The 6,234-nt window shown below is 30.3% G+C and carries 7 protein-coding genes; all 7 read left to right on the top strand.

What is annotated here, in order from left to right; genetic code table 11:
- Positions 1-122 precede the first annotated feature (122 nt).
- The 7 genes from FNW21_RS15885 to FNW21_RS15860 all read left to right on the top strand — a co-directional run bounded on the left by FNW21_RS15885 (position 123) and on the right by FNW21_RS15860 (position 6,007).
- The gene (locus FNW21_RS15885) at positions 123-530 is read left to right on the top strand and encodes a hypothetical protein (RefSeq protein WP_144257730.1); all 408 of its coding nucleotides are present in this window, start codon (positions 123-125) and stop codon (positions 528-530) included.
- A gap of 768 nt (positions 531-1,298) precedes the next feature.
- Positions 1,299-2,450 carry a DNA cytosine methyltransferase gene (locus FNW21_RS15880; RefSeq protein ID WP_221932077.1) on the top strand — a complete coding sequence of 384 codons (1,152 nt, stop codon included), beginning with the start codon at positions 1,299-1,301 and terminating at the stop codon, positions 2,448-2,450.
- A gap of 60 nt (positions 2,451-2,510) precedes the next feature.
- Complete coding sequence (locus tag FNW21_RS15875) at positions 2,511-3,272, top strand: DUF3883 domain-containing protein (RefSeq protein WP_144257729.1); 762 nt, start codon at positions 2,511-2,513, stop codon at positions 3,270-3,272.
- Positions 3,273-3,275: 3 nt separating this feature from the next.
- Complete coding sequence (locus FNW21_RS15870) at positions 3,276-3,530, top strand: hypothetical protein (protein WP_144257728.1); 255 nt, start codon at positions 3,276-3,278, stop codon at positions 3,528-3,530.
- A gap of 263 nt (positions 3,531-3,793) precedes the next feature.
- Entirely contained in the window at positions 3,794-4,690 is an 897-nt protein-coding gene (locus FNW21_RS15865) for a hypothetical protein (RefSeq protein ID WP_221932076.1), read from the top strand.
- A gap of 500 nt (positions 4,691-5,190) precedes the next feature.
- Positions 5,191-5,334, top strand: a complete 144-nt coding sequence (locus FNW21_RS16405; RefSeq protein ID WP_185963954.1) for a hypothetical protein — start codon at positions 5,191-5,193, stop codon at positions 5,332-5,334.
- Positions 5,335-5,461: 127 nt separating this feature from the next.
- Positions 5,462-6,007: an RDD family protein gene (locus FNW21_RS15860; protein ID WP_185963953.1), complete on the top strand. Its 546-nt coding sequence runs from the start codon at positions 5,462-5,464 to the stop codon at positions 6,005-6,007.
- Positions 6,008-6,234 lie beyond the last annotated feature (227 nt).

The following is a 6,234-nucleotide window of genomic DNA, read 5'->3' as shown; positions in this document are numbered from 1 at the left end:
AAATTAAAAAATTTGGCTATTTTAGCTATTATTAGTGAAGCGGTAGAAAGAAGGCACTTCGCATAGCCGCAAACGTTGGCAGTAATGAGCGCGCAGAACGAGAAAAACAATGAATTAACAAAATGAAAATTATTCAAAAAGAAAGTTATTTCGAATATATTAAAAGGAGTTTTAAAACTCTTTTTACTAAATCTACTAATCTAATTTATACTTTCTTTGCATTTCTTCTAGTAGCAGTTTGTTGGTATGAAGATGGATTTGAAAATATGCTCAGAATTGTTTTTCTTTTGATAAATGCATCCATAATTATGTTGTTTCTTGGAGAAATTTTAGCAACTTCAATTTCAAAAGAAATAGATAAAAACAGTTTCATTACTGAATTGATTGCGATAATTATTTTGGTTTTTATAAGTTTTGTTTTCTATGATGAAAATTTCAGATTTTGGTCATTTGCTTTAGGCTTCATATTATTTATACCAATAATTTTAAATATTGTCTTTAATAGAATCAGAATATGGCTAAATATATAAAGGAAAATCACTACTGCCAACACACGCTACAAGCAATTTGGGTATTTGGCTTAATTTAAATATGGTTTTGTATTTGAATGATTTGACAAATCCGAAGAATAGGCTTAATTTAGTCCCAAACTGCTTGTAGCGCGGGAACGTTACTGGAGACTTGTGCCGAAATCACGCAGGTAAATCTAATTTGGAAAAACATTTGTTTCCGCAAAAAAGTTTACAAAGCAGAAGCGTGAAAATTGGAATTTATTAGCAGAAACTTGAAAAGTTGAAATCTGAAAAACAGAAACGTGAAAGTTGGAATTTGCTAACAGAAACTTGAAAAGCTGAAGCGTTTAAAATTGGAATCTGCCAACTGAAACTTGAAAAGCAGAAACTTTAATTTTTTTGCGCAGAATTTTAAAGCGAAAAGTAAATAATTGAAAATAATACGTTGAAAATTACTAACCGAAAATCACAAACGTGAAAGTTGGATTTTGCCAACAGAAGCGTGAAAAGTTTGCGGTTTAATCGTAATTTCGACAAAAACAAGCCTCCAGTAACACACGCTACAAGCAATTTGGGGATTTGGCTTTAATGGAAAAATTGGTTTGTATTTGGAAGATTTGGCAAATCCGAAGAATGGGCTTAATTTAGTCCCAAACTGCTTGTAGCGCGGGAACGTTGTGCGACACCCTATCACGACACTGCTAAAATTGAACTTTCGGGAAAAATCAAAATTACTCACTCAAAAATCCTTTAATTTTTTGTAATTTTGAGACTTAAAAAATTAAAATGAAATTAAAGAAACCATTAACATATATTAGTTTATTCAGCAGTGCTGGAGTTGGTTGTTATGGCTTCAAATCCGAAAATTTTTATTGTGTTGCGACTGTTGAAATTTTAGAAAAAAGACTTAATATTCAGCGATATAACTCGAAATGTGTTTACGAAAGCGCTTATATTAGTGACGACATTACAACAATTGAAGCTAAAAACAAAATTCGTGCTGAATTGTTAAAATGGAATATCAAAGAAAAAGCAAATGAACTTGATGTTTTAATTGCAACTCCGCCTTGTCAAGGAATGTCTGTCGCAAATCATAAAAAAGGAAACGAATTAAATAGAAATTCGTTAGTAATTGAGTCGATTTTACTTACTAAAGAAATAAAACCTAAATTTTTTATTTTTGAAAATGTTAGAGCATTTTTAAATACAGAATGCACAGATATTGACGGAAAAGATAAAAGTATCAAAGAAGCAATTGAAGTAAATCTTGCTGGAGAATATCACATAAACTATCAAGTATTAAACTTCAAAGATTACGGAAATCCATCGAGTAGAACTCGAACTTTAGTAATTGGAACCCGAAAAGATTTAAAAGAAATTACTCCTTTTAACATTTCGCCAAGTTTAGTAAAAGAAAAAACTTTAAAAGAAACAATTGGAAAATTACAAAGTTTAAAAACAATGGGAGAAATATCGGAAACCGATATTTATCATAGTTTCAAAAAATATACTCCAACTATGCAAAGTTGGATTTCTGATATTAAAGAGGGAGAATCTGCTTTTGACAATAAAGATTTAGATAAAATTCCTCACAAAATTGTTGATGGAATTATAATTTATAACGCTAACAAAAACGGGGATAAATATAAAAGACAGTATTGGAGCAAGGTTGCACCTTGCGTCCATACTCGCAACGATATTTTATCAAGTCAGAATACAGTTCATCCAGTTGATGACCGAGTTTTTAGCATTCGTGAAGTTATGCTAATGATGTCAGTTCCAAACAGTTTTAAATGGACTGAAAAAACAGTTGAAGAACTAAATAAACTTTCTTTAGAGGATAAAAAATTATTTCTAAAAATAAGAAATGAATATTCGCCATTGTTTGGGCGTTCCCCAAAAGGGTCGGGCTTTCCGTTTCAATCTTTTGCTTTTTAAAGAAAAAAGCAAAAGGATTTCCACTTCAATCCCTAACGCAAATCTCGTAGCCTGAAAATTATGGTTGAAAAGGTAGATAAAATATCAGAAACTTTAAATCTAATTGGCTATGGTTTAGCAAAATTTGATTTGGATTTTACAAAAGAATTTGGATTTAAAACAAAAACTTCATTTAGTCAATTTGTTGTAGATATTGGACTTGCAAATTCTATAAAAGCAGTTTCAAATCGACAAGACACATTTGATCCTTATTTTGATAATGGTAGAAAAGGTTGGTGGCAAAGAAATCAAAGAAAACATATTAAATTGTTTATTGACAATCTTTTCGGAAACGAAAATGCTAAAGGATTCGCTAATATTGTGAAGTTTTATATCAAAGATTTCAATTCAAATGTAATTTTAGATATTGAAACGATTTCTCCTGTGACAAAGTCAAAGTTTAAACAAATGCAAGAAACAGGAAGTGAAGCAGAATATTATTTTATGAGTAATTATAACGAATTTGATATATTTAATGGTGGAATTATAGAAGATGCAAGACTTTGGGGAGATGGATATGATTTTCAAATAAATGTTAATTCAACTTTTCTTTTAGCTGAAGTAAAAGGATTAAAAGAAGCAAAAGGTTCAATAAGAATTACTGAAAATGAGTTTAAAAAAGCAAATGAAATTAAATCTGATTATCATATTATTGTAATTAGTAATTTGATTAAATCACCAAAAATGACTTTGATTTCAAATCCATTACAAGAACTTTCATTTGAAGTAACAGAAAGGTCTTCAATTCAAAAAACATATTCAACAAAATCTTTTAAATGGTAAATTATGGAAACAAAAACGTTTTATGCAGTAGAATATAATTCAATAAACGATAGGCAAACTTTTGATATTTTTCCTACACTAAAAGAAGCAAATTCTTTCGTGAAAAAAGTTTTGTCATTTGGGAAAGATTATAAACCGTTATTTATTTTCAAAGCAGATTTTAAAAATTGTTTTCAAGAAGAAAATGGAAGCTGGAATTATGATGATTATTCAGACACCATTTTTAAACAACATAAATATTTCAAAAATTTGATTTAGATGTTAGAAAATCTGGCGATGCCAGATTTATAGATCAAAAATGTACTCCAGATGTGGTATGTATCATTGCTGATTGTATCATAAACTTAAGAGAAAGCGAACCAATCAAGGAGTTTGTAGTTCAAGATATTTGGGATTCACAATATTTCGTCAAAAACGTAAAAGCAATATTCAATAAACCGTCAGCTACAAATACTACAACAAAAAGCGAATACGATAAATTCATTCAGCAACCGTTAAGACTTTTAGCTTATGCTGGTGTTTTGGACATAGAAAAAAGAGGTGCGAAAAATTTTTACAAAATTGCAAACTTATCAGTATTAGAATATATTTCGTTGAAAGATAGAAATGCTTATAATTTTCTCTATCAATATTTTGTAAAAGTTTTATCGGATAGTGGTTTATTCAAATTTTTTGAATCCTACAAAAACAAATACGAGAATGGTAATTTAACACAACTAGATTTTGAAAATTTACAGAGTCGTTTTATAAAATTTATCATTGGAAACACTGCAATAAATGGCGAGGTTGAAATTAGAAGAATCTATCCAAAACTTCTTAATGTGTTTGCTTGTGAAAATAATCTACCTGGTTCTGTCAAAGGAAGAATGTCCGAAAACCAGTTTTATTATACAGACCTAATGTACAATAGAAAAAATTGGCGTGATTTATCAAAAGACAAAACAATTTCACGGCAAGAATCTATTACTGAAAGTGAACAAAACATTGTAGAAGGCACTGCATTTAATGCTTATTTAGTACAAAAAGCAATAAATCAGATAAAAAAAATGTACACAGAAAGCGAAATTAAAGACCAATGGAGCAACGGAGATGCTACTCAAGTACATCATATTTTTCCAAAAAGTAAATTTCCTCAACTTGCTCATTATTTAGAAAATCTAATCAAATTAACAGCAACACAACATTATACAAAAGCGCATCCAAATAACAAAACTGATGCTATAAATGCAGATTATCAACTTGTTTGTTTACTTGCAAAATCAGACAATATTGAAAAATCATTAAATAGAAACGAACTTTATTACCGAAAAGAATCATTTATTTATTGCATAAATACAGGATTAAGTAAAGAATTGAATTTTGATTTAACATTCCGACAAATAAAAACAGAATTGGCAACAATTTATAATGATTTGTAAAACGGAACATTGTAGAAAAAAGGGCGATCGCACAACACACGCTACAAGCAATTTGGGCATTTGGCATAATGGAAAAATTGGTTTGTATTTGGAAGATTTGGTAAATCCGAATAATGGGCTTAATTTAGTCCCAAACTGCTTGTAGCGCGGGAACGTTGGTGGCAAGTTGTGCCGAAATTACGCAGGTAATTTCGATTTGGAAATAAAGTTCACAGCTCGCAGAAACTAAAGAACAGAAGCGTGAAAGTTGGAATCTGCCAGTGGAAGCGTGAAAAGTGAAAACAGAAAAGTAGAAACGTGAAAGTTGGATTTTGCCAGCGGAAGCACGAAAAGCGGAAACTTAAAAAGTGTTGCGCCTAAAATTGAAAACAGAAAAGCAGAAGTGTGAAAGTTGGAACTTGCCAGTGGAAGCCTGAAAAGCAGAAACTTGAAAAACGTTGCGCCTAAAATTGAAAGCGAAAAAGTAGAAACGTGAAAATTGGAATCTGAAAAGCAAAAGCATGAAAACTTCTTGGAAATTCGTAATTTCGACAAAACAACCAGCCACCAACACACGCTACAAGCAAGCTGGGCATTTGGCAAAATTTGAAGCTGGTTTTGTATTTGAAAAATTAGTTTTTAACCGAAAGATTACGCATTTTTAATCCCAGCCTGCGTGTAGCACGGGAACGTTAACTGTAACTTGACCACACAAAACCACCAAAAGACATCAAATAAAATTTTTAAATAATGAGGATATTGAAGTTTTTAATGTTTAATAAATTTGTAAAAATGTATTTGCAAATTAATTTTTCGCTTCTAGAATGGAACAAACGATTTAAATCGTTAATTCTTGAAATGTGGAATATACCTATAATATTTTTTCCAATATTAATTATCTCAATGATTCCGAAAATTAGTTTCGGTAATCTAAATCAAGGTAATTTTGTATGGGTAGACATTATTTTTTCAATATCATTCAGCTTAATGATGATAACTTTAATTAATAAAGATTTCTTTGGAGGACAAAGTACAGTTCACAGACTTTTAGGTTTTAAAGTAGTTGATGTAAAGACAAATGAACAAGCAAGTAAGCTGAAATGTATGTTAAGAAATGTTACAGCTCCAATATGGATGATAGAAGTAATTTTTTTATTAGTAAATCCTAAAAGAAGGCTTGGAGATATAATAGCAGGGACAAGTTTAATTGAAATCGAATCAACAGACCCAGAATTAATATTAGTAGAAATACAAAACACTAAATTTGACAAGGAGGCAAAATTAACACTTTTGATTTCAATAGTTTGGGCAATAATGTTTATACTTTTATTTAACTAAAGTAAGACCTTGGTAAAACAAGCTACAGTTAACACACGCTACAACGGATTTGGGCAATTGGCTTAACGGAAAAATGGTTTTGTATTTGGGATGATTTGGCAAGTCCGAAAATAGGGCTTAATTTAGTCCCAAACCCGCTGTAGTGCCAAGACGTTAGTGGCTATTATACCTGAAAACCGCATAAAATATAACTAAATGATAATTTTACCTTACAAAGAAAAATATAT

Origin of the sequence: Flavobacterium restrictum (assembly GCF_007097245.1) — a bacterium.
Classification (GTDB): Bacteria; Bacteroidota; Bacteroidia; order Flavobacteriales; family Flavobacteriaceae; genus Flavobacterium; species Flavobacterium restrictum.
The sequence above is the reverse complement of the archived record's forward strand: the minus strand, read 5'-3'. Positions and strand labels throughout refer to the sequence as shown.